This window comes from Streptomyces sp. NPDC050287 (assembly GCF_044459385.1).
Taxonomy (GTDB): Bacteria; Actinomycetota; Actinomycetes; order Streptomycetales; family Streptomycetaceae; genus Streptomyces.
Map to the genome: position 1 here is coordinate 768,715 of NZ_JBITIY010000003.1, position 26,774 is coordinate 795,488.

20 protein-coding genes are annotated in these 26,774 nt (G+C 70.7%); 16 read left to right on the forward strand and 4 right to left on the reverse strand.

Annotation, left to right across the window (positions count from 1 at the left end; genetic code table 11):
- Positions 1-388 precede the first annotated feature (388 nt).
- The 16 genes from ACIBK3_RS13840 (at position 389) to ACIBK3_RS13915 (ending at position 20,344) form a co-directional block, all read left to right on the forward strand.
- Positions 389-1,570: an ROK family protein gene (locus tag ACIBK3_RS13840; protein WP_399365143.1), complete on the forward strand. Its 1,182-nt coding sequence runs from the start codon at positions 389-391 to the stop codon at positions 1,568-1,570.
- 134 nt (positions 1,571-1,704) lie between these two features.
- On the forward strand, positions 1,705-3,222 hold the full coding sequence (locus tag ACIBK3_RS13845; protein ID WP_399365145.1) for a sugar ABC transporter ATP-binding protein: 1,518 nt from the start codon (positions 1,705-1,707) through the stop codon (positions 3,220-3,222).
- Positions 3,219-4,238, forward strand: coding sequence for an ABC transporter permease (locus tag ACIBK3_RS13850; protein WP_399365147.1), 1,020 nt, complete (start codon positions 3,219-3,221; stop codon positions 4,236-4,238). The genes ACIBK3_RS13845 and ACIBK3_RS13850 overlap by 4 nt, the downstream gene beginning before the upstream one ends.
- A gap of 17 nt (positions 4,239-4,255) precedes the next feature.
- A complete protein-coding gene (locus ACIBK3_RS13855) occupies positions 4,256-5,302 on the forward strand; it encodes a substrate-binding domain-containing protein (RefSeq protein WP_399365149.1) in 1,047 nt (348 codons plus the stop codon).
- Between the two features lie 307 nt (positions 5,303-5,609).
- Positions 5,610-6,758 (forward strand): Gfo/Idh/MocA family protein, encoded by a 1,149-nt coding sequence (locus ACIBK3_RS13860; RefSeq protein ID WP_399365582.1) that lies wholly within the window; start codon positions 5,610-5,612, stop codon positions 6,756-6,758.
- 14 nt (positions 6,759-6,772) lie between these two features.
- The gene (locus tag ACIBK3_RS13865) at positions 6,773-7,777 is read left to right on the forward strand and encodes a sugar phosphate isomerase/epimerase family protein (RefSeq protein WP_399365151.1); all 1,005 of its coding nucleotides are present in this window, start codon (positions 6,773-6,775) and stop codon (positions 7,775-7,777) included.
- A gap of 108 nt (positions 7,778-7,885) precedes the next feature.
- The gene (locus tag ACIBK3_RS13870; RefSeq protein ID WP_399365153.1) at positions 7,886-10,438 is read left to right on the forward strand and encodes a PQQ-dependent sugar dehydrogenase; all 2,553 of its coding nucleotides are present in this window, start codon (positions 7,886-7,888) and stop codon (positions 10,436-10,438) included.
- 15 nt (positions 10,439-10,453) lie between these two features.
- Positions 10,454-11,821, forward strand: coding sequence for a ThuA domain-containing protein (locus ACIBK3_RS13875; RefSeq protein WP_399365155.1), 1,368 nt, complete (start codon positions 10,454-10,456; stop codon positions 11,819-11,821).
- 201 nt (positions 11,822-12,022) lie between these two features.
- A complete protein-coding gene (locus tag ACIBK3_RS13880) occupies positions 12,023-13,177 on the forward strand; it encodes an inositol-3-phosphate synthase (RefSeq protein WP_399365157.1) in 1,155 nt (384 codons plus the stop codon).
- Entirely contained in the window at positions 13,174-14,109 is a 936-nt protein-coding gene (locus tag ACIBK3_RS13885) for an SCO3242 family prenyltransferase (RefSeq protein ID WP_399365159.1), read from the forward strand. Before ACIBK3_RS13880 ends, ACIBK3_RS13885 begins: the two co-directional genes overlap by 4 nt.
- 44 nt (positions 14,110-14,153) lie before the next feature.
- The gene (locus ACIBK3_RS13890; RefSeq protein ID WP_399365584.1) at positions 14,154-15,077 is read left to right on the forward strand and encodes a sugar phosphate isomerase/epimerase family protein; all 924 of its coding nucleotides are present in this window, start codon (positions 14,154-14,156) and stop codon (positions 15,075-15,077) included.
- Positions 15,074-15,787 (forward strand): EboA domain-containing protein, encoded by a 714-nt coding sequence (locus tag ACIBK3_RS13895; RefSeq protein WP_399365161.1) that lies wholly within the window; start codon positions 15,074-15,076, stop codon positions 15,785-15,787. The genes ACIBK3_RS13890 and ACIBK3_RS13895 overlap by 4 nt, the downstream gene beginning before the upstream one ends.
- Positions 15,787-16,635, forward strand: a complete 849-nt coding sequence (locus tag ACIBK3_RS13900) for a TatD family hydrolase (protein ID WP_399365163.1) — start codon at positions 15,787-15,789, stop codon at positions 16,633-16,635. The genes ACIBK3_RS13895 and ACIBK3_RS13900 overlap by 1 nt, the downstream gene beginning before the upstream one ends.
- A gap of 3 nt (positions 16,636-16,638) precedes the next feature.
- On the forward strand, positions 16,639-17,808 hold the full coding sequence (eboE, locus tag ACIBK3_RS13905; RefSeq protein ID WP_399365165.1) for a metabolite traffic protein EboE: 1,170 nt from the start codon (positions 16,639-16,641) through the stop codon (positions 17,806-17,808).
- Positions 17,805-19,199: a nucleotide pyrophosphatase/phosphodiesterase family protein gene (locus tag ACIBK3_RS13910; RefSeq protein ID WP_399365167.1), complete on the forward strand. Its 1,395-nt coding sequence runs from the start codon at positions 17,805-17,807 to the stop codon at positions 19,197-19,199. Before eboE ends, ACIBK3_RS13910 begins: the two co-directional genes overlap by 4 nt.
- A 104-nt stretch (positions 19,200-19,303) precedes the next feature.
- On the forward strand, positions 19,304-20,344 hold the full coding sequence (locus ACIBK3_RS13915; RefSeq protein WP_399365169.1) for a sugar phosphate isomerase/epimerase family protein: 1,041 nt from the start codon (positions 19,304-19,306) through the stop codon (positions 20,342-20,344).
- A 70-nt stretch (positions 20,345-20,414) separates the two neighbouring features.
- On the opposite strand, the gene ACIBK3_RS13920 is transcribed toward ACIBK3_RS13915, so the two are convergent.
- From ACIBK3_RS13920 to frc, 4 genes are all read right to left on the reverse strand, one after another.
- Positions 20,415-21,806 (reverse strand): OFA family MFS transporter, encoded by a 1,392-nt coding sequence (locus ACIBK3_RS13920; RefSeq protein WP_399365171.1) that lies wholly within the window; start codon positions 21,804-21,806, stop codon positions 20,415-20,417.
- A gap of 1 nt (position 21,807) precedes the next feature.
- A complete protein-coding gene (locus tag ACIBK3_RS13925; RefSeq protein WP_399365173.1) occupies positions 21,808-23,199 on the reverse strand; it encodes an OFA family MFS transporter in 1,392 nt (463 codons plus the stop codon).
- A 123-nt stretch (positions 23,200-23,322) separates the two neighbouring features.
- Complete coding sequence (locus tag ACIBK3_RS13930; RefSeq protein WP_399365586.1) at positions 23,323-25,518, reverse strand: acetate--CoA ligase family protein; 2,196 nt, start codon at positions 25,516-25,518, stop codon at positions 23,323-23,325.
- Positions 25,519-25,522: 4 nt separating this feature from the next.
- Positions 25,523-26,764, reverse strand: coding sequence for a formyl-CoA transferase (frc, locus tag ACIBK3_RS13935; RefSeq protein WP_399365175.1), 1,242 nt, complete (start codon positions 26,762-26,764; stop codon positions 25,523-25,525).
- Positions 26,765-26,774 lie beyond the last annotated feature (10 nt).

Consider the following 26,774-nt stretch of genomic DNA (forward strand, 5'->3'; position numbering starts at 1 on the left):
CGTGACCTCCTGAACCGTCGGCAGCACCCGTGACTCGTCCAGGGTGGCGTCGACGCAGAGGCGCGCTGCCCGTGTCGCCCGTGCCCGCCGACCGGCCGGACGGCCCGCTCCACACCAGCGGCCCGCGCGTCCGCCAGGACCTGCCGCTGCCCGCCGTGGCCCGGCATCAGGAACAGGGCCCGTACGCCGACCGGCCGCCCCCCGGCGCCGTGCCGCGCTCGTCGCGGTCGCCCGCCTCCTCCGGCGCAAGCAGCTTTGTCCTGTCAGTGGAGAAAGATTGCAGCAATCCATGCACGACTTCTTCCCAGGTTCGGCGGCCACTGCTACGTTCCCCTCGAAAGCACGACAGCAGGCAGCCGATTGAGGCGGTGAGGGGCTCGTGAGACGCATGACGGCACGACCCGCGAACGCCCACCAGGCCCGGCTGCTGAAGCTGCTGCGCGACTCAGGCCCCAACTCCCGTGCACAGCTGGGCGATCAGGTCGACCTCTCGCGGTCCAAGCTGGCCGTCGAAGTGGACCGGTTGCTCGAGACCGGGCTGGTCGTGGCCGACGGACTCGCCGCCTCGCGCGGCGGCCGCCGCTCCCACAACATCCGGCTGGCCCCGGGGCTCAGGTTCCTCGGCGTGGACATCGGCGCGACCTCGGTCGACGTCGCCGTCACCAACGCCGAACTGGAGATCCTCGGTCATCTCAACCAGCCCATGGACGTCCGCGAGGGCCCGGTCGCGGTCTTCGAGCAAGTCCTGTCCATGGCCGCGAAGTTGAGGGCCTCGGGGCTCGCGGAGGGTTTCGACGGCGCCGGCATCGGCGTCCCGGGACCGGTCCGCTTCCCCGAGGGCATACCGGTGGCTCCGCCGATCATGCCGGGCTGGGACGGCTTCCCCGTACGGGAGGCGCTCAGCCAGGAACTCGGCTGCCCGGTCATGGTCGACAACGACGTGAACCTGATGGCGATGGGGGAGATGCACGCGGGCGTCGCACGCTCCGTGGGTGACTTCCTCTGCGTCAAGATCGGTACCGGTATCGGCTGCGGCATCGTCGCCGGCGGGGACGTCCACCGCGGGACGACGGGCAGCGCGGGCGACATCGGGCACATCCAGGCCGTGCCCGACGGACGCCCGTGCGCCTGCGGCAACCGGGGCTGCCTGGAAGCCCACTTCAGCGGGGCGGCCCTGGCCCGGGACGCCACGGAGGCGGCCCAGCAGGGCCGTTCGGTGGAGCTCGCGGCCCGGCTGGAGGCGAACGGCGGCCTCACCGCCGTCGACGTCGCCGCCGCGGCCGCCGCGGGCGACGCCACCGCGCTCGACCTCATCCGGGAGGGCGGCGACCGCGTCGGCCAGGTCATCGCCGGCCTGGTCAGCTTCTTCAACCCCGGCCTGGTGGTGATCGGCGGCGGGGTGACCGGCCTCGGCCACACCCTGCTCGCCGCGATCCGCACCCAGGTGTACCGCCAGTCACTGCCGCTGGCGACTGGCAACCTGCCCATCGTGCTGGGTGAGTTGGGCCCCACCGCCGGAGTCATCGGCGCGGCCCGCCTCATCAGCGACCACCTGTTCTCACCCGCGTAGCCGTACTCACCCGCGTAGCCGCCGACTTCGTCCGGCCCTGTAAGTAACAGCGCATTGCTTTGCCGTGCCCTGCCTTGCCCTGAAACTCCGCCCTGCCCTGAACCGGCCCGCACGCCAGCCGAGGGGAACCACACATGGCATCAGAACCATCGCTGCTCAGCATGTCCGGCATCACCAAGTCGTTCCCCGGAGTCCGGGCCCTCGACGGCGTCGACCTCGACGTCCAGGCCGGTGAGGTGCACTGCCTGCTCGGCCAGAACGGGGCCGGGAAGTCCACGCTCATCAAGGTCCTGGCCGGCGCTCACCAGCCCGACACCGGCACCATCCGCTGGCGCGGCGAGGACGTCACGCTTCGCTCACCGATCGCCGCCATGCGCCTCGGCATCGCCACCATCTACCAGGAACTCGACCTGGTGGAGCACCTGTCCGTGGCCGAGAACGTCCACCTCGGCCATGAACCGACGGCGGCCGGTTTCGTCGTACGGGGAAAGGCGGCCCGAGCCTCGACAGCCGCTCTCCTCAAACGCCTTGGGCACTCGGAGATCGATCCCGCCTGTCTGGTGGGCCAGTTGTCGGCCGCCCAGCAGCAGATCGTGTCCATGGCGCGGGCGCTCTCGCACGACGTACGGCTCATCGTGATGGACGAACCGTCCGCCGCCCTCGACCCGGACGAGGTCGACAACCTGTTCCGGATCGTCGGTGACCTCACCGCCGACGGAGTCGCCGTGGTCTACATCTCGCACCGGCTGGAGGAGATCCGCCGGATCGGCGACCGGGTGACCGTGCTCAAGGACGGGCGGGCCGTCGCCGTCGGGCTGCCCGCCAAGTCGACGCCGACCCGTGAGGTCGTCGCGCTGATGACCGGGCGCAACGTCGAGTACGTCTTCCCGCAGCGGCCCGCCGCCGTTCCCGAGGCAGACCCGGTGCTGGAGGTCGAAGGGCTCGCCAGGGAGGGCGAGTTCGCACCGCTCGACCTGCGCGTCCGCCCCGGGGAGATCGTCGGTCTGGCCGGACTCGTCGGCTCGGGCCGCTCGGAGATCCTGGAGACGATCTACGGCGCCCGCAAACCCACCGCCGGCCGGGTCCTGGTCGACGGCCGCGCCCTGCGGCCCGGCAGCGTCCGCGCCGCCGTCCGCGCCGGACTGGGACTCGCCCCCGAGGAGCGCAAGGCACAGGCGCTGCTGATGCTGGAGTCGGTCACCCGCAACGTCTCCGTCTCCTCCATGTCCCGTTTCTCGCGCGCCGGTTGGATCGACCGGGGTGCCGAGCACGGGGCCGCCCGGGCCGCCACCCGCGAGCTGTCGCTGCGGCCCGACAACCCGGACGTCCCGGTGCGCACCCTGTCCGGCGGCAACCAGCAGAAGGCCGTGCTGGCCCGCTGGCTGCTGCGCGGCTGCCGGGTGCTGCTGCTCGACGAACCCACCCGCGGTGTCGACGTCGGCGCCCGCGCCGAGCTGTACGCGGTCGTGCGCCGGCTGGCGGACGAGGGCCTCGCCGTACTGCTGGTCTCCAGCGAGGTCCCCGAGGTGCTCGGCCTCGCCGACCGTGTCCTGGTACTGCGGGAGGGCCGCGTCGTCCACGCGGCGCCCGCTCCTGAGCTGGACGAACACCGCGTACTCGACCTGGTCATGGAAGGAAGCCCGGCGTCATGACGCAGCATGTTTCCCCGCCCAGGGACAGCGCCGACAAGGTGCCGTCGACGAACGAGGCCCCGGCCTGGCGTTCCCTGGTGTTCCGCGCCGACGTGCGCACCCTCTCCCTGCTCGGTGTGCTCGCCGCGCTGATCGTCATCGGCGGCGTCACCAAGCCCGACGAGTTCCTCGACACTCGCAACCTCCAACTCGTCCTCACCCAGGCCTCGGTGATCGGTGTCGTCACCGTCGGCATGACCTTCGTCATCACCTCCGGCGGCATCGACCTGTCGGTCGGCGCGATCGTCGCGCTCTCCTCGGTGTGGGCGACCACGGTCGCCACGCAGGAGTACGGCTTCGCGGGCATCCTCTTCACAGCGGTGCTCGTCGGCGTCGGCTGCGGCCTGGTCAACGGACTGCTGATCGCGTACGGCGGGATGGTCCCGTTCATCGCCACCCTCGCCATGCTGGCCTCCGCCCGGGGCCTGGCCCTGCAGATCACGGACGGCAGGACGCAGATCGTCAGCGTCGGCAGCATCCTCGACCTCGGCGAACGCGACTCCTACGTGCTCGGTGTCCCGCCGCTGGTCATCGTGTTCGCGATCGTGACGATCATCGGCTGGCTGGTGCTGAACCGGACCACCTTCGGGCGCCGCACGGTCGCCGTCGGCGGCAACGCGGAGGCGGCCCGGCTCGCCGGCATCGACGTCCGGCGGCAGCGCCTGTACCTCTACCTGCTGTCGGGGCTGTGCTGCGGCATCGCCGCCTTCCTGCTGATCATCCTGTCCGGTTCCGGTCAGAACACCAACGGCAACCTCTACGAGCTCGACGCCATCGCGGCCGCGATCATCGGCGGCACCCTGCTCAGCGGGGGGCGCGGCACCATCACCGGCTCGGTGCTCGGCGTCCTGATCTTCACCACGATCACCAACATCTTCGCCCTGAACAACCTGCAGAGCGACGTCCAGCAGATCGCCAAGGGCGCGATCATCGTCGCCGCCGTGCTGGTCCAGCGCCGTACCGCGAGCACGACCTGAGGAAAGGGTTCACCGCCATGCCAGACATGCCTTTCACGAGCCGCAGAGGACTGCTCTTCGGGGCCGCCGCCGTGTCCGCCGGTGCCCTCGTCACCGGTTGCACCAGCAATGAGACGAAGGACGACGAGCCCGCCGCGAACGACCGGCCGGCGGCCGACGACAAGCCCGGCAAGCAGGTCACCATCGGTTTCGCCGGTCCGCAGGCCGACCACGGCTGGCTCAACGCCATCAACGACAACGCGGAGAAGCGGGCCAAGAAGTACTCCGACGTCACCCTGGAGATCACCGAGGGCTCCAACGACACCGCCCAGCAGATAGGGCAGATCGAGACCCTCATCAACAAGAAGGTCGACGTCCTGGTCGTCCTGCCCGCCGACGGCAAGGCCCTCACCCAGGTCGGCCTCAAGGCGATGCGCGCGGGCATCCCCGTCGTCAACCTGGACCGGGTCTTCAACACCCCGCAGGCGTACCGCTGCTGGATCGGCGGCGACAACTACGGCATGGGCCTCAGCGCCGGCCACTACATCGGCGAGAAGCTCAAGGGGAAGTCGAACGCCCGGGTCATCGAACTGGCCGGCCTGGACAACCTGGAGCTGACCAAGCAGCGCACCCAGGGCTTCGACGACGCGCTGAAGAACTACCCCAACATCAAGAAGGTGGCCCGCCAGGCCGCCGACTTCACCGTCGAGTCGGGACAGGCCAAGATGGCCCAACTTCTGCAGGCGCAGTCGAAGTTCGACGCACTGTGGAACCACGACGACGACCAGGGCGTGGGCGCGCTGCGCGCCATCGACCAGGCCGGACGCGACGACTTCCTGATGGTCGGCGGGGCCGGTGCGCTCTCCGCCTTCCAGGCCATCAAGCAGGACAACGGCGTCCTGAAGGCGACCGTCCTCTACCCGCCGACCATGGCCGCCTCCGCGATCGACCTCGCCCGCGCCCTCGGCCAGGCCAAGGGCGTCAGCGGCCTCGCCGAGTACGAGATCCCCGCGTCCATCACGCTCTACTCGGCCGTGGTGGACAAGGACAACGTCGACCAGTACATGTCCACCGGCTTCAAGTAGGGCGTTTCCGCCGAAGGCGCCCGGTCTCTCGACGGTCCGGGAGCGGAGGCGTCCCGCCCAAGGCGCCCGGTTCCTCGACGGACCGGGCCGCACCCCCCACCGCGCCACGACGAGGAGGACATCGCGTATGGCACAGTCGCAGCAGTCAGAAGGGGCGGACGCACAGCGGCCGGAGCCGGCCGAGGCAGGGCACCAGGGGTCGGCCGAGGCCCCGAGCCGGGAGTCGGCCGAGGCGGCCCCGCCGGAGCCCGCCGAGGCCGCGCAGCCCGGCGGGCGGGCGGCCCGGAAACCGCCGCTGCGTGTCGGCATGATCGGTTACGCCTTCATGGGCGCCGCCCACTCCCAGGGCTGGCGCACCGCGGGCCGCGTCTTCGACCTGCCCCGCGACCCGGTCATGTCCGTGATCTGCGGGCGGAGCGCGACCGCCGTGCGGGCGGCGGCCGACCGGCACGGGTGGGCGAGCACCGAGACCGACTGGCGGGCGCTGATCGAACGGGACGACGTCGACCTCGTCGACATCTGCACCCCGGGCGACAGCCACGCCGAGATCGCCCTGGCCGCCCTCGCCGCCGGCAAGCACGTGCTGTGTGAGAAGCCCCTCGCCAACACCGTCGCGGAGGCCGAGACGATGACCGCGGCGGCCGAAGCGGCCTACCGGAACGGCCAGTTGGCGATGGTCGGCTTCAACTACCGGCGCGTTCCCGCCACCGCGCTGGCCCGCTCCATGGTCGCCGACGGCCGCCTCGGCGCCCTGCGGCACGTGCGGGTGGCGTACCTCCAGGACTGGCTGGTGGACCCGGAGTTCCCGCTGACCTGGCGGCTGAAGAAGGAACTGGCGGGCTCCGGTTCGCTCGGCGACCTGGGCGCCCACATCGTCGACCTGGCGCAGTACCTGGCGGGCGAGCGGCTCGCCGGGGTGTCCGCGCTCACCGAGACCTTCGTACGGGAACGTCCGCTGCCCGGCGGACCGACCAGCGGCCTGTCCGCCGTGTCGGCGAACGGCACCGGACAGGTCACCGTGGACGACGCCGCCGTCTTCACCGGCCGGTTCACCTCCGGCGCCCTCGCCTCCTTCGAGGCGACCCGCTACGCCACCGGCCGCAAGAACGCCCTGCGCATCGAACTCAACGGCTCACGCGGCTCGTTGGCCTTCGACCTGGAGCGTCTCAACGAACTCGCCTACCACGACGGCACGGAACCCGGAGCGCACGCCGGCTTCCGACGCATCCTGGTCACCGAACCCGAGCACCCCTACCTGGAGGCCTGGTGGCCGCCGGGCCACGGGCTCGGCTACGAGCACACCTTCGTCCACCAGGCCCGCGACCTGGTCCACGCCATCGACGAGGGCCGCCGCCCCGAACCCTCCTTCGCCGACGGGCTGCAGGTGCAGCGCGTGCTGGCGGCCGTGGAGGAGAGCGCCGAGAAGAACTCCGTCTACACACCCATCGCGGTCTGAGGAGGCACACGGACATGCCGCGCAGGTTCACACTGTTCACCGGTCAGTGGGCGGACCTCCCGCTCGAAGAGGTCTGCCGCCTCGCCCGCGACTTCGGCTACGACGGGCTCGAACTCGCCTGCTGGGGCGACCACTTCGAGGTCGACAAGGCCCTCGCCGACCCGTCGTACCTCGACTCCCGCCATCAGCTCCTCGACAAGTACGGCCTGAAGTGCTGGGCGATCTCCAACCACCTGGTGGGCCAGGCGGTCTGCGACGCCATCATCGACGAACGCCACCAGGCGATCCTGCCGTCCCGCATCTGGGGCGACGGCGACGCGGAGGGCGTACGGCAGCGGGCCGCCGCCGAGATCGCCGACACCGCGAGGGCCGCGGCCGCCTTCGGCGTCGACACCGTCATCGGCTTCACCGGCTCCGCGATCTGGCACCTGGTCGCCATGTTCCCGCCCGCCCCCGAGTCGATGATCGACCGTGGCTACGAGGACTTCGCCGAGCGCTGGAACCCGATCCTCGACGTCTTCGACGCCGAGGGCGTGCGGTTCGCCCACGAGGTCCACCCGAGCGAGATCGCCTACGACTACTGGACAACCCAGCGCGCTCTGGCGGCGGTCGACCACCGGTCCGCCTTCGGCCTCAACTTCGATCCCTCCCACTTCGTGTGGCAGGACCTCGACCCGGTCGGCTTCCTGTGGGACTTCCGTGACCGGATCTACCACGTCGACTGCAAGGAGGCCCGCAAGCGGCTCGACGGCCGCAACGGCCGCCTCGGCTCCCACCTGCCGTGGGGCGATCCGCGCCGGGGCTGGGACTTCGTGTCGGCCGGTCACGGTGACGTCCCCTGGGAGGACGTCTTCCGGATGCTGCGGTCCATCGACTACCAGGGCCCCATTTCCGTGGAGTGGGAGGACGCCGGCATGGACCGGCTCCAGGGCGCCCCCGAGGCCCTCACCCGGCTCAAGGCGTACGACTTCGAGCCGCCGTCGGCCTCCTTCGACGCGGCGTTCGGCGGCAACGAGTAACCCGACTCCGTTGTCACCGCAGCGAGTTCTTCCGTCACTTCCGGGATGACGGCGCATCCCGGCGTACCCGCACCCGCATGTACAACCGGCCCCTTTCTGGAGGCACCCGTGCACGGGAACGACCGCACCACCAGTACCGTCAGAAACGAGATCCGCAGACGACGCCCGCCCTTCCGCAAGGCATCGCGCTTCGGTGGGACAGGGGCCTTCCGCAAGGCAGCCGCCCTGCTCACCGGGGCCCTGCTGGCCGGCGCGTCCCTCACCCTCACCGCACCGCAGGCCGGCGCAGCCGTCGCCGGCGCGGAAGCCGCTCCGGCGGGAGCTGCCGCCGCGGCCGAGGACTTCCAGCAGGTCACCCTCGCCAAGGGCGAACCGGAGATGGGCGAGCCCATGTCGCTCGCAGTCCTCCCGGACCGCTCGGTCCTGCACACCTCGCGCGACGGCGAGCTCCGTCTCACCGACGCGGCTGGCACCACCCGCCTGGCCGGCAAGCTCGACGTCTACTCCCACGACGAGGAGGGCCTGCAGGGCGTCGGCGTCGACCCGAACTTCACCCAGAACCGCTTCGTCTACCTGTACTACGCGCCCCCGCTGAACACCCCGGCGGGCGACGCCCCCGAGACCGGCACCGCCGCCGACTTCGCTCCCTTCGACGGGGTCAACCGGCTCTCCCGGTTCGTGCTGAACACCGACGGCACCCTCGACAAGGCCAGCGAGAAGCAGATCCTCGACATCCCGGCCTCCCGCGGCCTGTGCTGCCATGTCGGCGGCGACATCGACTTCGACGCGGCGGGCAACCTGTACCTGTCGACGGGCGACGACACCAACCCCTTCCAGTCGGACGGCTTCACGCCCATCGACGAACGGGCGAACCGCAACCCCGCCTTCGACGCCCAGCGTTCGGCCGGCAACACCAACGACCTGCGCGGCAAGATCCTGCGCATCAAGGTGAACGCCGACGGCTCGTACTCCGTCCCGGACGGCAACCTCTTCGCGCCCGGCACGGACAAGACGCGGCCCGAGATCTACGCGATGGGCTTCCGCAACCCGTTCCGCTTCAGCGTCGACAAGAAGACCGGCATCCTCTACGTCGGCGACTACGGCCCCGACGCCGGCGCCGCCGACCCGGCCCGCGGACCGGCCGGCCAGGTCGAGTTCGCACGTGTCACCGGCCCCGGCAACTTCGGCTGGCCGTACTGCACCGGCGCCAACGACGCCTACGTCGACTACGACTTCGCCACCGGCACCTCGGGTGCCGCCTTCGACTGCGCCGCCCCGAAGAACACCTCGCCGCACAACACCGGCCTGACCGACCTCCCGCCGGCCCAGCCCGCCTGGATCCCCTACGACGACGGTTCCTTGCCCGAGTTCGGCACCGGTTCCGAGTCCCCGATGGGCGGCCCGGTCTACCACTACGACCCCGCGCTCGACTCGCCCGTGAAGTTCCCCGAGGCCTACGACGGCGACTTCTTCGCCGGAGAGTTCGGCCGCCGCTGGATCAAACGGATCACCAGCGACGACAACGGCACCGTGCAGTCGATCAACGACGTCCCGTGGACCGGCACCCAGATCATGGACATGGCCTTCGGCCCGGACGGCGCGCTGTACGTCCTCGACTACGGGGTCTCCTGGTTCGGCGGCGACGAGAACTCCGCCCTGTACCGCATCGAGAACGCCACCGACGGCCACTCCCCGGTCGCCCAGGCCGCGGCGAGCCGCACCTCGGGCCAGGCACCACTGAAGGTGAGCTTCTCCTCCGCCGGCACGGCCGACCAGGACGGCGACGCCCTCACCTACAGCTGGGACTTCGGTGACGGCGGCACCTCGACGGCGGCGAACCCGACGCACACGTACCGGAAGAACGGCACCTACACGGCGACCCTGACCGCCAAGGACCCGTCCGGACGCACCGGCAGCGCGAGCGTACAGATCGTGGTCGGCAACACCGCGCCCAAGGTCACCCTCGAACTCCCCAAGGACGGCCAGCTGTTCAGCTTCGGCGACGCGATCCCGTTCAAGGTGAAGGTCACCGACCCGGAGGACGGCACCATCGACTGCGCCAAGGTCAAGGTCACCTTCGTCCTCGGCCACGACAGCCACGGCCACCCCATCACCTCGGCCGACGGCTGCACCGGCACCCTGCAGACCAGCGCCGACGGCGGCCACGACGACGACGCCAACATCTTCGGTGTCGTCAACGCCGAGTACACCGACGGCGGAGGCGGCGGCCAGGCCCCGCTCACCACGCACGACGAGAGCGTGGTCCAGCCCCGGCACCGCCAGGCCGAGCACTTCGGTGACTCCTCGGGCGTCTCGGTCATCGCCAAGGACACCGCGCACGGCGGCAACACGGTCGGTGACATCAACAACGGCGACTGGATCTCCTTCACGCCGTACGTCCTGAGCAACGCCAAGCAGATCACCGCACGCGTCTCCTCGGGCGGCACGGGCGGCACGCTGGAGATCCGCGCCGGGTCCGCGCGGGGCACCCTGCTGGGCAAGGCGACCGTCCCGGTGACCGGCGGCTGGGACACCTTCCAGGACGTCACCGCCAACCTGTCCCGCGCCCCCAGAGGAACCACCACGCTGTTCCTGGTCTTCAAGGGCAGCGGCACCGGAGCCCTGTACGACGTCGACGACTTCGTCTTCACCACGAGCTGAGAGGAGGTGATCCTCATGCGCTCAACCGGACGTGTGAGTACGGCGGTTGTGGGCGCGGCCCTGCTCCTGGGCTGCGTGTCAGGACCCGCGGCCTCCCAACCGGACGCCAGTTCCCGGGTGCTGGTCTTCTCCAAGACGGCCGGCTTCCGGCACGACTCGATCCCAGAAGGCATCGCGGCGGTCAGGGAACTGGGCGAGACAGCCGGCTTCAGGGTCGACGCCACCGAGGACGCGGGCGCGTTCACGACGAGGAACCTGCGGCGGTACGACGCGGTCGTCTTCCTCTCGACGACGGGAGACGTCCTCGACCCCGCCCAGCAGCGCGCCTTCGAGAGCTACATCCACCAGGGCGGCGGATACGTCGGCGTCCACGCGGCCGCCGACACCGAGTACGACTGGGAGTTCTACGGCGGCCTCGCCGGCGCCTACTTCCAGTCGCACCCGGCGATCCAGCCCGCGACGGTGACCGTCGAGGACCGCGCCCATCCTGCGACCTCGGGGCTCCCGGGGGCCTGGGAACGCACCGACGAGTGGTACAACTACCGCTCCAACCCACGGGACCGCGCCCACGTGCTCGCCTCCCTCGACGAGTCGTCGTACACGGGCGGCACCATGAACGGAGACCATCCGATCGCCTGGTGCCAGACCTACCAGGGCGGCCGCGCCTTCTACACGGGCGTCGGCCACACCAAGGAGTCCTACGCCGAACCGGCGTTCCTCCGGCACCTGTTGGGCGGAATCCGGTACGCCACCGGCGAGGCCCAGGCCGACTGCCGGCCGGAGACCGGCTACCGCCCGCTCTTCGACGGCGGCCAGGCTTCCCTCTCCGGCTGGAAGCAGGCCGGCCCGGGCTCCTTCACCCTGGACGCCGACGGCACGCTCACGTCGTCGGGCGGGATGGGGATGCTCTGGTACGCCGAGCAGGGCTTCGGGGCGTACTCCCTGAAGCTCGACTGGAAAATGGCCGGCGCCTCGGGAGACGACAACTCCGGCGTCTTCGTGGGCTTCCCGCCCTCCGACGACCCGTGGTCGGCCGTGAACAACGGCTACGAGATCCAGATCGACGCCACCGACGTCCCGGAGAAGACGACCGGGTCCGTCTACGGCTTCCAGTCCGCCGACCTGGCCAGGCGCGACCGCGCGCTGAATCCGCCGGGGGAGTGGAACACGTACGAGATCCGGGTGGAGGGCGAACGCCTCCGCGTCTGGCTCAACGGCGTGAAGATCAACGATTTCACCAACACCGATCCGGCCCGCAGCCTGGCTGACGGACACCTCGGCATCCAGAACCACGGAGCCGACGACCAGGTGGCGTTCCGCGACATCCGGATCAAGGAACTGCCCGCGAAGTCCCCGGCACGCACGGCTTCGCAGGGCGACTGAGCGACGGCGGGCGGAGGACGCCGGACCTCCGCCCGCCGTCATCTTCCCCCTCGGGGGTGCGTACGTCGTGCTCCGGCCGTCGTGCTCCGGCCGTCGTGCTCCGTACGTCCTGCTCCGGCCGTCGTGCTTCGGCCGTCGTGCTTCGTACGTCGTGCTTCGGCCGTCGTGCTTCGGCCGTCGTGTTCGAGAAGGAGGCTGCCCATGTCCGCGTCCGTTTCCGCACCGCGTGTCGGTGTCTGGCTGATCGGCGCCCGAGGCTCCGTCGCCACCACCGTCGTCGCCGGCTGCGCCGCGCTGACCGCGGGGCTGCACCCGCCCACCGGCCTGGTCACAGAGACCCCCGCGTTCGCCGACAGCGGCCTGCCGGCCCTGGCGTCGTTGGTCTTCGGCGGCCACGACACGGTGGACTGCCCCCTGCCCAAACGCGCCGAGGCCCTCGCGGCGGGCGGCGTCCTGCCACCCGGCCTCCCGACGGCGGTCGAGGCCGAACTCGCCGCCGCCGACCGGGAGATCCGGCCGGGCGGCCCCCTCCCCGGCGACGCGCGCGACGAGGAAGAACTCATCACCGCGTTCGCCGCGGACATCCAGGACTTCGTACGACGCCACGGGCTGGCCCGGGCCGTGGTGGTGAACGTCGCCTCCACCGAACCCGCGGCCACCGGCACGGCCCTGCCGCCCAGTTCGCTGTACGCGGCTGCGGCCTTGCGCGCGGGCTGCCCGTACGTCAACTTCACCCCTTCGACGGGTCTGCACCACCCGGCACTGGCGGCCCCGGCCACGGTGAGCGGGCTGCCGTACGCGGGGCGCGACGGCAAGACCGGCCAGACCCTGCTGCGCTCCGTACTGGGCCCGATGTTCGCGCAGCGGGCGCTCGCCGTGCGGGCCTGGTCCGGCACGAACCTGCTGGGCGGCGGAGACGGCGCCGCCCTCGCCGACCCGGACGCCGCGGCGGCGAAGAACGCCGGCAAGGAAAGGGTGCTGGCCGACACCCTCGGCACGGTCCCCGAGGGCGAGGTGCACATCGACGACGTCCCCGTACTCGGCGACTGGAAGACCGCCTGGGACCACATCGCCTTCGACGGCTTCCTCGGCGCCCGCATGATCCTCCAGACCACCTGGCAGGGCTGCGACTCGGCCCTCGCCGCACCCCTGATCCTCGACCTGGCCCGCCTGACGGCCCGCGCCCACGAACGCGGCCTGACCGGCCCCCTGTCCGAACTGGGCTTCTACTTCAAGGACCCGGTCGGCGAAGGGCCCGCGGCACTGGGGGAGCAGTACGCGGCACTGGTGGGGTTCGCGGAACGGTTGCGGGGCGCTGTCCAAGGGGCGGTCGAGCGCACGGAAGGGGACCGGTGAGCGGGTCCGGGGCGAGGTCCGCGCAAGGGCAGGCCTGGGCCGAACTACTGCGCCTCCCGGCCCTGTTCACCGTCCCCGGTGACGCTCTCGCCGGCGCCGCCGCGACCGGCGCGAGCGCTCGCCCCCGCACCCTCCTCGCCATCGGCTCGTCCCTGTGCCTGTACGAGGCCGGCATGGCCCTCAACGACTGGGCCGACCGGGCCGAGGACGCCGTGGAGCGCCCGCACCGCCCCCTCCCGTCCGGCCGCATCCGCCCCACCGCGGCCCTCACGGCGGCCTGCGCCTTCACGGGCGTCGGTCTGGCCCTGGCGGCGGGCGCCGGCCGCCCCGCCCTCGCCGTCGCGGTCCCGCTGGCAGCGACCGTCTGGGCATACGACCTCAGCCTGAAGCACACCCCGGCCGGCCCTTTCGCCATGGCGACGGCCCGCGGCCTTGACCTGCTCCTCGGCGCGGCGGCGGCCACCGGCGGGGCGGCCGCACACCGCGTCCGCCAAGCCCTTCCCTCGGCTGTCCTGCTGGGCGCGCACACTCTCGCCGTCACCACCGTGTCGCGTCGGGAAACCCATGGTGGCTCACCCCTGGCTCCCCTCGCGGCGCTGGCCACCACCACCGTCCTGACACGTCTCCTGACCCACCGGCCCACCACCGGGCCTGGCGCGCCCAGGCCGGCCACTCCCGCACTCACCGTCGCCGGTGCCCTGCGGGCAGCACTCCCCGCCACCTACGCCGCGACGGTCGCCCGCCCCTACTTCCACGCGGTCCTCAACCCGTCACCTCCGCTCACCCAACGAGCCGTCGGCGGCGGCATCCGCGCGATGATCCCGCTCCAGTCCGCTCTCTCCGCCCGCTCCGGCGCGACCGTCACCGCGCTGCTCACCGCGGCCCTGGCCCCGCTCGCCGCGAGGTTCGCGAGGAAGGTGAGCGTCACATGACCCCGGAACCCCAGCGTCGCATGACCCCTGAACCCCAGCGCAACATGACCCCGGAACCCCAAGCCCGCCACCCCGAACCCACCCCCGACGCCCCCACCCCAAGCTCCGCCCCTCTCCGCTTCGGCTACGGAACCAACGGCCTCGCCGACCTCCGGCTCGACGACGCCCTCGACCTGCTCGCCGACCTCGGCTACGACGGGGTCGGACTGACCCTCGACCACATGCACCTCGACCCGCTCGCCCCGGACCTCGCCGTGCGCACCCGGCGCCTCGCGCACCGGCTGGACGCGCTCGGACTGGCAGTCACCGTCGAGACGGGCGCCCGCTATGTGCTCGACCCGCGCCGTAAGCACGGCCCCTCCCTGCTGGACCCCGACCCCGACGACCGCGCCCGACGCGCCGGCCTGCTGGTCCGCGCCGTCCAGGTCGCCGCCGACCTCGGTGCCCACGCCGTCCACTGCTTCAGCGGGATCACCCCGGCCGGCACCGACGAGGACACCGCGTGGAAGCGCCTCGCCGAGACACTCACCCCCGTCCTGGAGGCCGCCACCACCGCCGGCGTCCCGCTGGCCGTCGAACCCGAACCCGGTCACCTCCTCGCCACCCTCGCGGACTTCCACCGGCTGCGCCGTACCCTCGGCGACCCGGAGCCCCTCGGCCTGACCCTCGACATCGGTCACTGCCAGTGTCTGGAGCCGCTGCCGCCCGCCGACTGCGTACGCGCCGCCGCTCCCTGGCTGCGCCACGTCCAGATCGAGGACATGCGCCGCGGTGTCCATGAGCACCTCCCGTTCGGGGACGGGGAGATCGACTTCCCGCCCGTACTCGCCGCCCTCGCCGCCACCGGCTACCAGGGCCTGACCGTCGTCGAACTGCCCCGCCACTCCCACGCGGGCCCCCACTTCGCCGAACTCTCCCTCCCGTTCCTCCGTCACGCAGCGGCGCCCTCACAAGGGAGCACCCCATGACCCACGCGCACGCCCACCCGGCGTACCCGGACGGCACCCAGGGCACCACCCTCGCCCGCGTCGCGCCGTCCGACCTGCACCGCCGGCTTGCCGCCGACCTCTCCGAAGCCGCCCGCGCCTGGCTGGACCAGGCCCTCGACGAGGCCGCCACCCACCCCGGCACCCACGGCCCCGTCTCCGTATGGGAGCTGCGGCTCGCCGAGGCCGGACGGCGCTGCGGCCCGGAGCACGCCGACGCCGTCCGCGTCCTCATCCTGCACGCGGCCCGCGCCGACGCGGACGCCCTGACCCGCGTCTATGTCCAGGGCACCGCCGCCGAACGCCGCGCCGTCCTGTACGCCCTGCCCCACCTCGTGTCCGGCCCCGAAGCCCTCCCACTCGTCGAGGACGCCCTGCGCACCAACGACACCCGTCTCCTGGCGGCCGCCGTCGGCCCCTACACCGCCCGGCACCTGCCGGCCCACGCCTGGCGGCACGCCGTCCTGAAGTGCCTGTTCACCGGTGTGCCCGTGGACGAGGTGGCGGACCTGGAACGCCGCGCCCACGGCGACACGGAACTCGCCCGGATGCTCGGCGACTACGCAGCCGAACGCACCGCCGCGGGCCGTGCCGTGCCCGACGACCTGCACCGCGTCCTGACCCTGACCGGCCCCACGCCCACGCCGCCCGCCGACCCCGGCATCCGCGGCTTCGACGGCAAGGAGTCCTGATGCGCCTCTTCGACCCCCACATCCACATGACGTCCCGCACCACCGACGACTACGAGGCGATGCGCGCCGCCGGCGTCCTCGCCGTCGTCGAGCCGTCCTTCTGGCTCGGCCAGCCCCGCACATCTCCCGCCTCCTTCCTCGACTACTTCGACTCCCTCCTGGGCTGGGAGCCCTTCCGTGCCGCCCAGTACGGCATCGCCCACCACTGCACGATCGCCCTCAACCCCAAGGAGGCGAACGACCCGCGCTGTGTGCCCGTCCTCGACGAACTTCCCCGGTATCTCGTCAAGGACCAGGTGGTGGCCGTCGGCGAGATCGGCTACGACTCGATGACGCCGGCCGAGGACACCGCCCTGGCCGCACAGCTCCAACTCGCCGCGGACCACGCCCTGCCCGCCCTCGTCCACACCCCGCACCGCGACAAACTCGCCGGCCTGCGCCGCACCCTGGACGTCGTCGCGGAGTCCGCCCTGCCGCCCGAGCGGGTCCTGGTCGACCACCTCAACGAGACCACCGTCAAGGAGGCCAAGGACAGCGGCTGCTGGCTGGGCTTCTCCGTGTATCCGGACACCAAGATGGACGAGGAACGGATGGTCACGATCCTCCAGGAGTACGGCCCCGAGAAGGTGCTCGTGAACTCCGCCGCCGACTGGGGCAGAAGCGATCCCCTCAAGACCCGCAAAGTCGCCGACGCGATGCTCGCGCACGGCTTCACCGACGACGACGTGGACCGCGTGCTGTGGCGCAACCCCGTCGACTTCTACGGACTCAGCGGCCGTCTGGTCCTGGACCTCACGGACACCCCCGCCACCCACGAGGGCAACTCCGTGCTGCGCGGCGGGGAGTGAGCCATGCGCTTCAGGCATCCCGACGGCAGCGTCGTCCACCTCGCCTACTGCACCAACGTCCACCCCGCCGAAACCCTCGAAGGCGTCCTCGCGCAACTCCGCGACCACTGCGAACCCGTGCGCCGCCGCCTGGGCCGCGACCGACTCGGCATCGGGCTGTGGCTCGCCAAGGACGCCGCGCACGCCCTCGTCAGCGACCCGTCCGCCTTGCGCGGACTGCGCACCGAACTCGACCGGCGCGGCCTCGAGGTCGTCACCCTCAACGGCTTCCCCTATCAGGGCTTCGGCGCCGAAGAGGTCAAGTACCGGGTGTACACACCCGACTGGGCCGACCCCGAACGCCTCGACCACACCACGTCGCTGGCCCGAGTCCTCGCCGGACTCCTGCCCGACGACGTCACCGAGGGCAGCATCTCCACCCTTCCGCTCGCCTGGCGCACCGCCTATGACGAGCAACGCGCCGAACAGGCCCGCGACGCCCTGACCGCTCTCGCCGAACGCCTCGACGCCCTGGAGGAACTCACCGGCCGCTCCATCCGGCTCGGTCTGGAGCCGGAACCCGGCTGCGTCGTCGAGACCACGCACGACGCCATCGCCCCGCTGACAGCGATCGCGCACGACCGGATCGGCGTCTGCGTCGACACCTGTCACCTCGCCACCTCCTTCGAAGACCCGCACACCGCCGTCGACGCGCTCACCGCCGCCGGCATCCCCGTCGTCAAGTCCCAGCTCTCGGCCGCCCTGCACGCCGAACACCCGCACCTCCCCGAGGTCCGCGAGGCCCTCGCCGCCTTCGACGAACCCCGCTTCCTGCACCAGACCCGCACTACGGCCGCCGCCGGACTGCGCGGCACCGACGACCTCGGCGAGGCCCTCGCCGGCGACACCCTGCCCGACGCGGGACCCTGGCGTGCCCACTTCCACGTCCCCCTGCACGCGGCCCCCGCCGCACCCCTCACCTCCACGCTCCCCGTCCTCAAGGCCGCACTGACCCGGCTCGTCGGCGGCCCGCACCCGCTCACCCGCCATCTGGAGGTCGAGACCTACACCTGGCAGGCGCTCCCGCCCGAGCTCAGGCCCCGCGGCCGGACCCAGCTCGCCGACGGCATCGCCGCCGAACTCGCCCTCGCCCGCGACCTGTTGACCGACCTCGGCCTGAAGGAGCTGCCGTGAACCACCCGGCCGAAGCACGGCCCACTCCTCTTCTCGTCCTGGATGTCGTAGGCCTCACCCCCCGTCTCCTCGATCACATGCCCCACCTCAAGGCACTCGGCCAGTCCGGCTCCCGCGCCGCCCTCGGCACCGTGCTGCCAGCTGTCACCTGCGCCGCCCAGTCCACCTTCCTCACCGGCACCCACCCGTCGGAGCACGGCATCGTCGGCAACGGCTGGTACTTCCGCGAACTCGGCGACGTACTCCTGTGGCGGCAGCACAACGGTCTGGTGGCCGGGGACAAGCTCTGGGACGCCGCCCGCCGCGCCCACCCCGGCTACACCGTCGCCAACATCTGCTGGTGGTACGCCATGGGCGCCGACACCGACATCACCGTCACCCCCCGTCCGGTCTACTACGCCGACGGCCGCAAAGAGCCCGACTGCTACACGCGGCCCGCCGATCTGCACGACGAACTCACCGAGAAACTCGGCACCTTCCCCCTCTTCCACTTCTGGGGACCCGGCGCGGACCTGGTCTCCAGCCAATGGATCATCGACGCGACCCGGCACATCACACACACCCGGCACCCCGACCTGACGCTCTGCTACCTCCCCCATCTCGACTACGACCTGCAGCGCTACGGCCCCGACGACCCGCGCTCCCTGAAGGCTGCCGCCGACCTGGACGTCGCCCTCGCCCCGCTGCTGGACGACGCCCGCGCCGAGGGCCGCACCGTCGTCGCGCTGTCCGAGTACGGCATCACCCGCGCGGACCGTCCCGTCGACATCAACCGCGCCCTGCGCCGTGCCGGACTGCTGGAGGTGCACACGCAGGACGGCATGGAGTACCTCGACCCGATGGCCTCCCGCGCCTTCGCGGTCGCCGACCACCAGATCGCCCACGTCTACGTCCGCCGGCCCGAGGACCTCGACGCCACCCGGGCCGCCCTCGACGGACTGCCCGGCATCGAGCGACTCCTCGACGACGAGGGCAAGAAGGACCACCACCTGGACCATCCGCGCTCGGGCGAACTGGTCGCCGTCGCGGAACCGGACGCCTGGTTCACGTACTACTACTGGCTCGACGACGCCCACGCGCCCGACTTCGCGCAACTCGTCGAGATCCACCGCAAACCCGGCTACGACCCGGTCGAACTCTTCATGGATCCGCTCGACCCCTATGTGAAGGTCAAGGCGGCGACGGCGCTGGCCCGCAAGAAACTCGGGCTGCGCTACCGCATGGCGGTCGTGCCCCTGGATCCCTCACCTATTCGAGGCAGCCACGGCCGCCTTCCCGCGAGCGACGACGACGGTCCGCTCCTCATCTGCTCCACCCCCCGCGCTGTCGGCGACCGCGTCGCGGCCACCGATGTGAAAGCACTCCTGCTCCGACTGGCCGGTCTGGCCTGACCCGTTCAGACCTGACCTGTTCAGACCCGTCAGCCCTGTTCTGACTGGTCACCAGTGAAGCACTCACCACTGACAACGCCCTCCGACACATGGGAGTTCCAGACATGAGCCGCATGTCCCCGACCGATCCCGAACTCACCCACCGCCTCACCAGACGAGGCATGCTCGGCGTCGCCGCGGGCGCCACCGCCGCCGCCCTGCTGGGCGCGGCAGCCACTCCCGCGACCGCCGCCACCGACACCTCGGCCGCCGCCGCGGGCCGCGGCCGCCCCGTCCTGCCTCCCGGCCGGCTCGGCATCCAGCTCTACAGCCTGCGGGACAAGGTCTCCACGCTGGGCTTCGCGCCCGTCTTCGCCGAACTGGAGAAGTACGGGTACGACGAGGTCGAGTTCGCCGGCTACACCCAGGGCTCGGCGGGTCCGATCACGCTCGCGCAGCTCAAGCGGCTGGCACGCGACCACGGCCTCAACCCGATCGGCAGCCACGTCGGCTACTACGCCGACGACCCGAACGCCTACACGTTCGCCCAGAACCTCACCAAGGTCCTCGACGACGCGCAGGCCCTCGGCCTCAAGCACATCGGCACCGCCTCCGGCCCGTTCCGCTACGGCTCCACGGTCGACGCGTGGAAGCGGGCGGCCGAGGAGTTCAACACCTACGGCGCCGCGGCGAAGGCACGCGGCATGAAGTTCTACCAGCACAACCACTCGGAGGAGTTCTCCTTCGCCACCGACAACCCCAAGGTCCGGCTCTACGACGTGCTGCTCGCCGAGACCGACCCCGACCTCGTCTACCTGGAGATGGACATCTTCTGGGCGTACTCGGGCCAGTTCCGCTTCTCCAAGCGGCCCGACGGCACGCCCGCGCCCTTCGAGCCGCTGGACTACGTCCTCAGGCAGCCCCACCGTTACCCGCTCTTCCACGTCAAGGACGGGGTGAGCGACCCCGCCAACACGTACGGCTACCGCATGACCGATGTCGGCGACGGTGACATCGACTACCAGCGGTTCATCTCCGCCGTGACCCGGCTGCGCGGGGAACGGCCGGCCCACCACTGGCAGGCCGAGCACGACAACCCGACCGAGTCCTTCACCTTCGCCCGTCGTTCGAGTGCCCATCTGCACTCGCTGCGGGAGAAGTGCTGACACCTCGCCGCCGGACACGCGAGGAGGCCCTCCCCACCGGTGGGGAGGGCCTCCTCGCATACCCGGCGGATCAGCCCGCGGTCGGGGTCACCTGGGACGTCCGCCCGGGCTGGCGCAGCAGCAGCGCGATCGCCGCCGCCACCAGCGACACACCGCCGGCCAGCGCGTACGCGCCGTTGTAGCCCCAGGCGGCGACCACCATGGAGCCGAGACCGCCGCCGAACAGACCGCTGATCAGTTTGCCGCTGTACACCAGCCCGTAGTTGGTGGCGTTGTAGTTCTCCCCGAAGTAGTCCGGCGTCAGCGCCGCGAACAGCGGATAGAAGGCGCCGCCGCCGAAGCCGGAGAGGAACGCGAAGAACAGGAACAGCCACTCGCTCCGCACGTCCCCGGCCCAGATCACGCCGAACTGGGCCAGCCCCAGAACGACGATCACGAACACCAGGGTGGACTTGCGCCCCCACCTGTCGGACAGCCAGCCCACCACACCGCGCCCGACGCCGTTGATGACCGCCATGACACCCATCGAGGAGGCGGCGACCAGCGGGCCGAACCCGATGTCCTTGGCGAAGTCGACCTGGAAGGAGATCCCGAAGATCGACACGCCGGCGGTCAGCACGATGGACAGCCACATCAGCGGCAGCATGCCCGTCCTGATGGCTTCCTTCGGCGTGTACTGCCGTACCGCGGGAGGGTTCTTGGCGAGGCTCGTGGCGTTCTTCACGTCGCCGGAGAACGTCAGCGGGTCCACGTCGGCAGGCCACCAGTTCTTCGGCGGGTCCTTGAAGAAGAAGGCGCAGCCGAAGACGACGATCACGACGTAGCAGCCGATGAGGTCCAGCACGCGGTGGTAGTTCGCGGTGTCGAAGCCGTAGTTGAAGACGAAGATGAACGGCAGCGACCCGTACGCGAATCCTCCGTTGACGAAGCCGGTCCGGGCGCCCCGCCGCTCGGGGAACCACTTGCCGACCATGTTGATGCAGGTCGCGTAGACCAGGCCGGCGCCGATGCCGCCGATGACGCCGAACCCGAGGATCGCGAGCCACACGTCGCCCATGTGTGACAGGGCGAGGAACCCGACGACGCACAGGAAAGAGCCGATGTACATCGCTTTGCGGGCTGTCAGGATGCCCTTCTCGCGCAGCCAGCCCGCCGGGAACGCGATACCGGCCTGGAAGAACACCCAGACGCTGAGGATCCAGAAGGTGTTGCTCTGCGTCCAGCCGTGGGCGTGGGAGAGGGTGTCCTCCGCCGAGCCGTACGCGTACTCGAAGACGCTGATGGCCATCATGGCGATCCAGGGCAGGTACACCATGAGCTTGCGGGAGTGACCGAGGATGTCCCGGTCGGTCTCGCCGACGCGGTAGACGCGGCCGCGCGCGTCGGTCACTTCACGGTAGGGACGGTGCGCGGCGTCGGGGTGGGCCGACCTGCTGTTCGTTGCGTAGGGATCTGCCGTCATATCACGCCATTTCCTCGCCGAGCGGGTGCGGATTGGGGACGATGCGGCGACGGGGCTGGGGCCTGCCGGGGGCCTTCAGGAAGAGGGCCAGGACGGCGGAGGCCAGGCCGATGGAGCCGGCCAGGGCGAACGCGCCCTCGTAGTCCCAGGCGCCGACCACGATGGAGCCGACGCCGGAGCCCACGAGCCCCGAGATCAGCTTCGAGCTGTAGACCATGCCGTAGTTGGAGGCGTTGTTGTTCTCGCCGAAGTAGTCCGCCGTCATGGCCGCGAACAGCGGGAAGATCGCGCCGCCGCCGAAGCCGGAGACCATGGAGCAGAACAGGAAGAACGGCATGCTGCCCATCTGGCCGGAGATCAGCACGCCGAACTGCGCGGTCCCCAGCACCAGGCACACGATGATCAGTGTGTGGCGGCGGCCGAACTTGTCGGAGATCCAGCCGATCACGCCGCGTCCGGTGCCGTTGACGATGGCCTTCAGGGACATCGCCGTGGCCACGATGCCGCCGGCGAAGCCCATGTCCTTGCCGAACGGCACCTGGAACGCGATGCCGAAGATATTGATCCCCGCCGTGCACAGCAGACAGAACCACATCATCCACAGGACGGGCGTACGGGCCGCCTCCTTGGGCGTGTACTGCTTGACCGCCGGAGGGTTCTTCTCCAGCGCGCGCCGGATCTTCGGGTCGTCGGTGAGCCTGAGCGGGTCGACGTTTGCGGGCCACCAGTTCTTCGGCGGGTCCTTGAAGAACCACCCCGCGAACGCCACCACGGCGCAGCAGATCAGGCCCACCGTCACCAGGACGTTCTCGTAGTTGCTCAGGTCCATGTACGAGGTGAACAGGAACACGAAGGGCACCGAGCCGTAGGCGAAGCCGCCGTTGACCATGCCGGTCTTGCCGCCCTTGCGCTCCGGATACCACTTGCCGACCATGTTCACGCAGGTCGCGTAGACGAGTCCGGCACCGATGCCGCTGCACATGCCGAAACCGAGGTAGGCGACGACCACGTTCGGCGCGAACGCGAGCGAGAGATACCCCAGGATCGTGCCCAGCGCGCCGAGCATCATCGCGTACCGCGCGGGCAGCTTGCCGCTCTCGCGCAGCTGCCCGGCCGGGAAGGCCACGGCCGCCTGGAAGAACACCCAGACGCCCATCAGCCAGAAGATGTGCCCACTGCTCCACAGATGGGCCTCGTGCAGGGTGTCCTCGGCGGAGGTGAACGCGTACTCCGAGGAGCTGATGCCCAGCATGCCCATCCACGGGAAGAGCACCATGGTCCATCGTGGCCGTCCCATGATGTCCCGGTCGGTCTCTCCGAGCCGGTACACGCGGCCGTTGCGGTCCGTCACCTCCCTGTGGGGAACGGATGTCGAGAGGTCGGTGGTTGTCATGTGTGTGTCGCACCCCTTGCGTCGAAAGCTCTGGCCAGCGCCCCCTGTCCAATGCCTTTCGTGTGCGCACGGGTCCCGGGGCCGGCCGACGCGCACCGCCGGCCGACCCCGCGTCCACCTACGTCATGAACCGCCTCCCAACATCCCGCCCGTCTCCCGCCACCGCCCTACCGGAGGGCCTTCGGCCCCCAGCCTTTCTGCCGCCCGCGCCCACCGATACTTCGCACCCAGCACGGCCACCGGCTTCTCCGTCGTGTACGGGTACGCCACGACTCCGCGCTCGTACAGGTACTGGCAGGCCTCCTCGACCTCGACGTCGCCCGCGAGCGAGGCCACCACGGGCTTCTCGATGCCACGCTCCCGGAACTCGGCCACCACGCGCGCGGTGAGCTCCGCGAAGACCATCGGGGGAGTGACGATGGTGTGCCAGTAGCCGAGGACGAGCGCGTGGATGCGCGGGTCCTCAAGGCCCAGGCGGATCGTCGCCTCGTACGTCGACGGCGGCTCGCCCCCGGTGATGTCCACCGGGTTGCCCGCGGCCCCGAAGGGCGGGATGAACTTCCGGAACGCCTCGTCCAGGTCCGGCGGGATCTCCATGAGGGACAGCCCGTTGTCGGTGACGGCGTCCGAGAGCAGGACGCCGCTGCCCCCGGCGCCCGTGATGATGACGATGTTGTCGCCCTGGGGAGCGGGCAGAACGGGCAACCCGCGCGCGTACTCCAGCATGTCGTTCAGACCCGGCGCCCGGATGACACCGGCCTGCCTCAGGATGTCGTCGTACACGGCGTCGTCGCCCGCCAGCGCCCCGGTGTGCGACCCGGCGGCCTTCGCCCCCGCCGCCGTACGGCCCGCCTTGAGGACGACGACCGGCTTCTTCGGTACGGTCGCCCGCGCGGCCCGCACGAAGGCGCGGCCGTCCTTGAGGTCCTCCAGGTGCATCGCGATGCACTGGGTGTTCGGGTCCTCGCCGAACCAGGTCAGCAGGTCGTCCTCGTCCAGGTCCGACTTGTTGCCGAGGCCGACGATCGCCGACACGCCCGTCTTGGTGGTCCGCGCGAAGCCCAGGATGGCCATCCCGATGCCACCGGACTGGGAGGTCAGCGCGACGCCGCCCTTGACGTCGTACGGCGTGCAGAACGTGGCGCACAGGTCCTGCCACGTCGAGTAGTAGCCGTAGATGTTCGGCCCCAGCAGCCGGATGCCGTACCGTTCGGCGATCGCCACGATCTCGGCCTGGAGGGCGTGTTCACCGGTCTCCGCGAACCCGGAGGGGATCAGTACGGCGTTCGGGATCTTCTTGCGTCCCACCTCCTCCAGGGCCGCGGCCACGAACTTGGCGGGGATCGCGAAGACCGCCACATCCACCTCACCGGGAACGTCCGTGACACTCTTGTACGCCTTGCGGCCCAGAATGTCATCGGCCTTGGGGTTCACCGGATGGATCTCCCCGGCGAAACCACCGTCGACGAGGTTGCGCATCACCGAGTTGCCGATCTTGCCCTGCTCGTTGGAGGCGCCGATCACCGCGACCGAACGGGGCTGCATCAGGCGGCGCATGGAGGTGAGGATCTCGTCCCGCGTGTACTGCCGGCGCGGTGGCGGCTGGGACTCGGCGAGGATGACCCGGATGTCCGCGGCGACCGCGCCCTGTGGTGTCGCGATCACCGGGTTGAGGTCCACCTCCGCGATCTCCGGGAAGTCCGCGACCAGTTGGGACACCCGCCGGATCTGCTCGGCGACCGCCCACCGGTCCACGGCCGGCCCGCCGCGCACCCCGCGCAGGATCTCCGCCGCCCGGATCGAGTCCAGCATGGACAGCGCCTCGTCGGCGTCCACCGGCGCGAGCCGGAAGGTGACGTCCTTGAGGACCTCGACCAGCACCCCGCCCAGCCCGAACGCGACGACCTTCCCGAACGTCGGGTCCGTCACCGCGCCGACGATGACCTCCTGACCCTTCGGCAGCAACTCCTGCACCTGTACGCCCTTGATGCGGGCATCCGCGTCGTACGCGCGCGCGTTGTCGATGATGGTGTGGAACGCGGCCTTCACGTCCGCCGCACCCTCGACGCCGACGATCACCCCGCCGGCGTCCGTCTTGTGCAGGATGTCCGGGGAGACGATCTTCATCACGACCGGCCCGCCGAAGCGCGCCGCGAACGCCACCGCCTCGTCGACGTCGGTCGCCAGCTCCTCACCGGGTACGGCGATCCCGTACGCGTCTGCGATCACCTTGCCCTCGGGCGCGGTCAGCGCGGCGCGTCCCTCGGCCCGCACGGAGTCGAGCAGCGCGCGCACCCTCAGGGCGCGGTCTTCGGCCATCACGTCAGATCACTCCGTTCGACTTGAGCAGGCGCAGCTCCTCGTCGCCGAGACCGAGCTCGCCGACGTACACCTCTTCGTTGTGCTCGCCCAGCAGGGGTGAACTGGTCACCTCCACGGGGGAGTCGGAGAGCTTGAGCGGGCTGCCCACGGTCGTGAACTCGCCGCGCTCGGGGTGCGGCACGGTGACGACCATCTCGTTGGCGACCAGCGAGCGGTCCTCGATGATCTCCTTGGTGGACAGGATCGGACCGCACGGGATGTTGTGGGCGTTGAGTTTCTCCAGCACCTCCCACTTGGGCAGGGTCGAGGACCACTCCTCGATCAGCTGGAACATCTTGTTGAGCTTCGGCAGCCGGGCCTCGGGGGTGGCCCACTCGGGGTCCTGGGCCAGTTCGGGCCGGCCGATGAGCTCGCTGATGGGCTGCCAGCCGACCGGCTGCACGATGACGTACACGTAGTCGTTGGGGCCGCCCGGCGCGCACTTGACCGCCCAGCCGGGCTGGCCGCCGCCGGACGCGTTTCCGGACCTGGGAACCTCGTCGCCGAAGTCGTCGTTGGGATATTCAGCGAGCGGGCCGTGTGCCAGGCGCTGCTGGTCGCGCAGCTTCACCCGGCAGAGGTTGAGCACAGCGTGCTGCATGGCCACATTGACCCGCTGACCGCGCCCGGTGTTCTCCCGCTGGTACAGCGCCGCGAGAATCCCCGCCACGGCGTGGATGCCCGTGCCCGAGTCCCCGATCTGGGCCCCCGTCGCCAGCGGTGGCCCGTCCTCGAAACCGGTGGTCGCCATCGACCCGCCCATGGCCTGAGCGACGACCTCGTACGCCTTGAAGTCGGTGTACGGGCCGTCCCCGAACCCCTTGATGGAGGCATAGACGATCCGCGGATTGATCTCCTGGATGCGGTCCCAGGTGAAGCCCATGCGGTCGACCGCGCCCGGCCCGAAGTTCTCGACCATGACGTCGGAGCGCCGGATCAGTTCGGTGAGGATCTCCTTGCCGCGTTCGGTCTTGGTGTTGAGGGTGATGCTCCGCTTGTTGCAGTTGAGCATCGTGAAGTAGAGGGAGTCGACGTCCGGGAGGTCACGCAACTGCTTGCGCGTGATGTCACCGGTCGGCGCCTCCAGCTTGACGACGTCCGCGCCGAGCCAGGCGAGGAGCTGTGTCGCTGAGGGTCCGGACTGGACGTGCGTCATGTCCAGGACACGGATGCCTTCAAGCGCCTTGGTGGACGTACCGGTCATGGGGGGCACC

Bases quoted from the DNA above. Each gene is read 5' to 3' on its own strand.
- ACIBK3_RS13840 (WP_399365143.1), top strand. From the start codon at position 389: ATGACGGCACGACCCGCGAACGCCCACCAGGCCCGGCTGCTGAAGCTG.
- ACIBK3_RS13845 (WP_399365145.1), top strand. From the start codon at position 1,705: ATGGCATCAGAACCATCGCTGCTCAGCATGTCCGGCATCACCAAGTCG.
- ACIBK3_RS13850 (WP_399365147.1), top strand. From the start codon at position 3,219: ATGACGCAGCATGTTTCCCCGCCCAGGGACAGCGCCGACAAGGTGCCG.
- ACIBK3_RS13855 (WP_399365149.1), top strand. From the start codon at position 4,256: ATGCCAGACATGCCTTTCACGAGCCGCAGAGGACTGCTCTTCGGGGCC.
- ACIBK3_RS13860 (WP_399365582.1), top strand. From the start codon at position 5,610: ATGATCGGTTACGCCTTCATGGGCGCCGCCCACTCCCAGGGCTGGCGC.
- ACIBK3_RS13865 (WP_399365151.1), top strand. From the start codon at position 6,773: ATGCCGCGCAGGTTCACACTGTTCACCGGTCAGTGGGCGGACCTCCCG.
- ACIBK3_RS13875 (WP_399365155.1), top strand. From the start codon at position 10,454: ATGCGCTCAACCGGACGTGTGAGTACGGCGGTTGTGGGCGCGGCCCTG.
- ACIBK3_RS13880 (WP_399365157.1), top strand. From the start codon at position 12,023: ATGTCCGCGTCCGTTTCCGCACCGCGTGTCGGTGTCTGGCTGATCGGC.
- ACIBK3_RS13890 (WP_399365584.1), top strand. From the start codon at position 14,154: ATGACCCCGGAACCCCAAGCCCGCCACCCCGAACCCACCCCCGACGCC.
- ACIBK3_RS13895 (WP_399365161.1), top strand. From the start codon at position 15,074: ATGACCCACGCGCACGCCCACCCGGCGTACCCGGACGGCACCCAGGGC.
- ACIBK3_RS13900 (WP_399365163.1), top strand. From the start codon at position 15,787: ATGCGCCTCTTCGACCCCCACATCCACATGACGTCCCGCACCACCGAC.
- eboE (WP_399365165.1), top strand. From the start codon at position 16,639: ATGCGCTTCAGGCATCCCGACGGCAGCGTCGTCCACCTCGCCTACTGC.
- ACIBK3_RS13915 (WP_399365169.1), top strand. From the start codon at position 19,304: ATGAGCCGCATGTCCCCGACCGATCCCGAACTCACCCACCGCCTCACC.
- ACIBK3_RS13920 (WP_399365171.1), bottom strand. From the start codon at position 21,806: ATGACGGCAGATCCCTACGCAACGAACAGCAGGTCGGCCCACCCCGAC.
- ACIBK3_RS13925 (WP_399365173.1), bottom strand. From the start codon at position 23,199: ATGACAACCACCGACCTCTCGACATCCGTTCCCCACAGGGAGGTGACG.
- ACIBK3_RS13930 (WP_399365586.1), bottom strand. From the start codon at position 25,518: ATGGCCGAAGACCGCGCCCTGAGGGTGCGCGCGCTGCTCGACTCCGTG.
- frc (WP_399365175.1), bottom strand. From the start codon at position 26,764: ATGACCGGTACGTCCACCAAGGCGCTTGAAGGCATCCGTGTCCTGGAC.